The sequence below is a fragment of the Acidovorax sp. KNOB132 genome (assembly GCF_057541515.1).
The window spans coordinates 1-2,589 of record NZ_BAAJYT010000386.1; the positions used below are offsets into that span (position 1 = coordinate 1).

At 68.6% G+C, this 2,589-nt stretch carries 2 protein-coding genes; one reads left to right on the plus strand and one right to left on the minus strand.

Annotated elements, in window-relative coordinates:
* Positions 1–91 precede the first annotated feature (91 nt).
* Positions 92–1,063 (minus strand): Bug family tripartite tricarboxylate transporter substrate binding protein, encoded by a 972-nt coding sequence (locus tag AC27IO_RS22775; RefSeq protein WP_272549857.1) that lies wholly within the window; start codon positions 1,061–1,063, stop codon positions 92–94.
* A gap of 279 nt (positions 1,064–1,342) precedes the next feature.
* On the opposite strand from AC27IO_RS22775, the gene AC27IO_RS22780 reads away from it, so the two are divergent.
* The coding region (locus tag AC27IO_RS22780; protein WP_498740921.1) for a RecQ family ATP-dependent DNA helicase at positions 1,343–2,589 on the plus strand (1,247 nt) is incomplete at its 3' end.

Consider the following 2,589-nt stretch of genomic DNA (forward strand, 5'->3'; position numbering starts at 1 on the left):
CCCCGCCGCGCTGGCGTCGTCCCCCCTTCCCGCAGCGCGCAGCGATGCGAGAACAAGGGGGAAGCGGCAACGCCGCTCAGGGGGATGCCGTTCATTCGGGCTGGATGCGGGCCTGCTGGATCAGCGTGCGCCAGTGGGCCAGCTGGTCGGCCACGTAGGTCGCGAACTCCTGCGGCGTCTTGCTGGGCCACACCTGGAAGCCGATCTGCGCGAGCTTGTCCTGCGTGTCCTTTTCGGCCAGCACGGCCTGCAGCTCCGTGTTCAGGCGGTTCACGATGGCCGGCGGCATGCCGGCCGGCCCGAAGATGCCGTTCCACGACGTGAGGTCGAAGCCCTTCACCGTCTGCCCGATCGGCGGCACGCCCGGCAGCAGGGGCGAGGGCTGCGTGGTGGTGATGCCCAGCGTGCGCACCTTGTCGCTGGTGAGCATGCTCTTGCCCGAACCCAGGTCGGCCACGTAGACCTGCACCTGCCCGCCCACCAAGTCCGTCATGGCCTGGGGGCTCGACTTGTAGGGGATGCTCAGCACATCGACCTGGGCGATGTGCTTGATGCTCTCCATCGCCACCAGCGAGGTGCTGTTGGGCGTGGCGTAGCTCAGCTTGCCCGGGTTGGCGCGAGCGTAGTCGATCAGCTCGGCCAGCGTCTTCGCCGGCACGCCGGGGTGCACCGCCAGCGCGAAGGGCAACTCGCCCACCCGCGCCACCGGCGTGAAGTCCTTGATGGGGTCGTACTTCAGGTGGCTGTAGAGCGCCGGGTTGGCCGAGTGCGACGTGTTGGTCGTCATGAACAGCGTGTAGCCGTCCGGCTTGGCCTTGGCCGCGATCTGCGCGGCCACCTGCGCGTTGGCACCGGGCTTGTTGTCCACCAGCACCGGCTGCTTCAGGCGCTCCGCGAGCTTTTGCCCGACGGTGCGCGCGACCGAGTCCGTGCCGCTGCCGGCCGCGAACGGCACGATCAGGGTGATGGGGGCGTTGGGGTACGGCGGCTGCTGGGCCCGTGCGGGCGCCACGGCGGCGGCCAGGCCGCAGGCTGCCAGCAGGGCCGGGATGAGGTGCTTCATGTCGTTTGTCTCCTGGGTCGGTAGGCCATGCCCCTGTGCCGGGGCTGAAGGCATCTTGTCCGGCGCAGCGATTCGCGTCCAATTGAATAATCGGAGCGATCCATTCGCGTTGCGAATCGTTGGGGGCGCCGGCCGATGGCGGGTGCGCGGGGCCGGCGCACAATAAGCGCCTTTCCCGGTGGGCCGCCTGGCGCGGCGGGGCCGGGGAATTCCCATCCAATCGGCCTCTAGCGCATATTCCACTAGGGCAATCTGCTATCAAAAAGAGAGTATTCGATTTTGTCCCCCGCGCATTTCGTTCTGCACGACGTCTTTGGCTATGACCAGTTCCGCGGCCCCCAGCAGGCCATCGTCGAGCACGTGATCGCCGGCGGCGACGCCCTGGTGCTGATGCCCACGGGCGGCGGCAAGTCGCTGTGCTACCAGGTGCCGGCCATCGTGCGGCGCGATGCGGGGCAGGGCGTGGCCATCGTCGTCTCGCCGCTCATCGCGCTCATGCACGACCAGGTGGGCGCGCTGCACGAGGCGGGCGTCGATGCGGCCTACCTCAATTCCACGCTCGACTGGCAGCAGACGCAGGAACTGGAAAAGCGCGTGGCGCGCGGCGACATCACCATGCTCTACGCCGCGCCCGAGCGGCTGACCACACCGCGATTCCTGGAGCTGCTGGACGGCCTGCACCAGCGCGGGCAACTGTCGATGTTCGCCATCGACGAGGCGCACTGCGTGAGCCAGTGGGGCCACGACTTCCGTCCCGAGTACCGCGCGCTCACCGTGCTGCACGAGCGCTATGCCGGCGTGCCGCGCATCGCGCTCACCGCCACGGCCGATGCGCTCACGCGGGCCGATATCGTCGAGCGGCTGCAGCTCGAAGGCGCGCAGCACTTCGTCAGCAGCTTCGACCGGCCCAACATCCGCTACCGCATCGAAGAAAAGAAGGAGCCGCTCGCGCAGCTGCTGCGCTTCATCGAGCGTGAACACCCCGAAGACGCGGGCGTGGTCTATTGCCAGTCACGCAAGCGCGTCGAAGAAATGTCCGCCGCGCTGGTGGACGCGGGCCTGAAATCGCTGCCCTACCACGCGGGTCTGCCGCCCGAAGTGCGCCAGCAGAACCAGGACCGCTTCCTGCGCGAGGAGGGCATCGTGATGGTGGCCACCATCGCCTTCGGCATGGGCATCGACAAGCCCGACGTGCGCTTCGTCGCGCACGTGGACATGCCCAAGAACATCGAGGGCTACTACCAGGAGACCGGCCGCGCCGGCCGCGACGGCCTGCCGGCCGACGCCTGGATGGCCTACGGCCTGCAGGACGTGGTGAACCAGCGCCGCATGATCGACGAAAGCCCGGCGGGCGAGGAATTCAAGCAGGTCATGCGCGGCAAGCTCGACGCGCTGCTGGCCCTGGCCGAGGCCACCGATTGCCGGCGCGTGCGGCTGCTGGGCTATTTCGGCGAAGTCTATGGCGAGCCATCGAGCGCCGCCGGGCCGCCCCAAGGCGCGAGCAGCCCCCCTTGGGGGGGCAGCGA